Source organism: Bacillus sp. SRB3LM, assembly GCF_015712745.1.
In the GTDB taxonomy this organism is placed as follows: Bacteria; Bacillota; Bacilli; order Bacillales; family Bacillaceae_G; genus Bacillus_A; species Bacillus_A thuringiensis_K.
The window spans coordinates 317,501-319,746 of sequence record NZ_VWVQ01000045.1 but is presented as its reverse complement, the minus strand read 5'-3'; the positions used below and the strand labels follow the sequence as shown (position 1 = coordinate 319,746).

The following is a 2,246-nucleotide window of genomic DNA, read 5'->3' as shown; positions in this document are numbered from 1 at the left end:
ATTAAAAGTGCGGGTGAAGGGAGTCGAACCCCCACGCCAAAGGCGCTAGATCCTAAGTCTAGTGCGTCTGCCAATTCCGCCACACCCGCATATTTCATTAAAATGGTGAGCCATGAAGGACTCGAACCTTCGACCCTCTGATTAAAAGTCAGATGCTCTACCAACTGAGCTAATGGCTCTTAATGGCTGGGCTAGCTGGATTCGAACCAGCGCATGACGGAGTCAAAGTCCGTTGCCTTACCGCTTGGCTATAGCCCATTAATTAAGAATGGTGGAGGGGGGCAGATTCGAACTGCCGAACCCGAAGGAGCGGATTTACAGTCCGCCGCGTTTAGCCACTTCGCTACCCCTCCGACATATATGGTGGAGGATGACGGGATCGAACCGCCGACCCCCTGCTTGTAAGGCAGGTGCTCTCCCAGCTGAGCTAATCCTCCATTTTGCCTGGCAACGTCCTACTCTCACAGGGACAAGGTCCCAACTACCATCGGCGCTAGAGAGCTTAACTTCCGTGTTCGGTATGGGAACGGGTGTGACCTCTCTGCCATCATTACCAGACTGTATTCATTTAAGACAAGAATTATTATAACTCATTTACTTTTGAAAGTCAACAAGTTTTTTATATTCTTTCAAAACTAGATAACATTGCTACATATTATATGGTTAAGTCCTCGATCTATTAGTATTCGTCAGCTCCACATGTCACCATGCTTCCACCTCGAACCTATCAACCTGATCATCTTTCAGGGATCTTACTAGCTTACGCTATGGGAAATCTCATCTTGAGGGGGGCTTCATGCTTAGATGCTTTCAGCACTTATCCCTTCCGCACATAGCTACCCAGCTATGCCCTTGGCAGAACAACTGGTACACCAGCGGTGCGTCCATCCCGGTCCTCTCGTACTAAGGACAGCTCCTCTCAAATTTCCTACGCCCACGACGGATAGGGACCGAACTGTCTCACGACGTTCTGAACCCAGCTCGCGTACCGCTTTAATGGGCGAACAGCCCAACCCTTGGGACCGACTACAGCCCCAGGATGCGATGAGCCGACATCGAGGTGCCAAACCTCCCCGTCGATGTGGACTCTTGGGGGAGATAAGCCTGTTATCCCCGGGGTAGCTTTTATCCGTTGAGCGATGGCCCTTCCATGCGGAACCACCGGATCACTAAGCCCGACTTTCGTCCCTGCTCGACTTGTAGGTCTCGCAGTCAAGCTCCCTTATGCCTTTGCACTCTACGAATGATTTCCAACCATTCTGAGGGAACCTTTGGGCGCCTCCGTTACACTTTAGGAGGCGACCGCCCCAGTCAAACTGCCCACCTGACACTGTCTCCCGGGTCGATAAGACCCGTAGGTTAGAATTTCAATACAGTCAGGGCGGTATCCCACCAGCGCCTCCACCGAAGCTAGCGCTCCGGTTTCAATGGCTCCCGCCTATCCTGTACAAACTGTACCAAAATTCAATATCAGGCTACAGTAAAGCTCCACGGGGTCTTTCCGTCCTGTCGCGGGTAACCTGCATCTTCACAGGTACTATAATTTCACCGAGTCTCTGGTTGAGACAGTGCCCAAATCGTTACACCTTTCGTGCGGGTCGGAACTTACCCGACAAGGAATTTCGCTACCTTAGGACCGTTATAGTTACGGCCGCCGTTTACTGGGGCTTCAGTTCAGAGCTTCGCTTACGCTAACCCCTCTCCTTAACCTTCCAGCACCGGGCAGGTGTCACCCCCTATACTTCGCCTTACGGCTTCGCAGAGAGCTGTGTTTTTGCTAAACAGTCGCTTGGGCCTATTCACTGCGGCTTTCCGTTAAGAAAGCACCCCTTCTCCCGAAGTTACGGGGTCATTTTGCCGAGTTCCTTAACCAGAGTTCTCTCGCACACCTTAGGATTCTCTCCTCGCCTACCTGTGTCGGTTTGCGGTACAGGCACCTTTTATCTCGCTAGAAGCTTTTCTTGGCAGCGGGGAATCAAAGACTTCGCTCCATAAGGAGCTTCCCCATCACAGCTCAGCCTTTACGATAAGCGGATTTGCCTACTTATCAGCCTAACTGCTTGGACGTGCACAACCAATCGCACGCTTCTTCTATCCTTCTGCGTCCCTCCATTGCTCAAACGATAAAGAGGTGGTACAGGAATATCAACCTGTTGTCCATCGCCTACGCCTGTCGGCCTCGGCTTAGGTCCTGACTAACCCTGAGCGGACGAGCCTTCCTCAGGAAACCTTAGGCATTCGGTGGA

Annotated in this window: 5 tRNA genes and 2 rRNA genes (1 of these 7 cut by a window edge); all 7 read right to left on the bottom strand. The window is 51.8% G+C overall.

Going from position 1 to position 2,246, the window contains the following annotated elements:
* Positions 1-8: 8 nt before the first annotated feature.
* Positions 9-89, bottom strand: a tRNA-Leu gene (locus F3I02_RS19295).
* Between the two features lie 14 nt (positions 90-103).
* A tRNA-Lys gene (locus F3I02_RS19290) sits at positions 104-179 on the bottom strand.
* A gap of 4 nt (positions 180-183) precedes the next feature.
* Positions 184-258, bottom strand: a tRNA-Gln gene (locus tag F3I02_RS19285).
* Positions 259-269: 11 nt separating this feature from the next.
* A tRNA-Tyr gene (locus F3I02_RS19280) sits at positions 270-353 on the bottom strand.
* 8 nt (positions 354-361) lie between these two features.
* A tRNA-Val gene (locus F3I02_RS19275) sits at positions 362-437 on the bottom strand.
* Between the two features lie 5 nt (positions 438-442).
* Positions 443-558: ribosomal RNA gene (gene rrf, locus F3I02_RS19270) — 5S ribosomal RNA — on the bottom strand.
* A 101-nt stretch (positions 559-659) separates the two neighbouring features.
* A 23S ribosomal RNA gene (locus F3I02_RS19265) occupies positions 660-2,246 on the bottom strand; it runs 1,336 nt beyond the window's last position.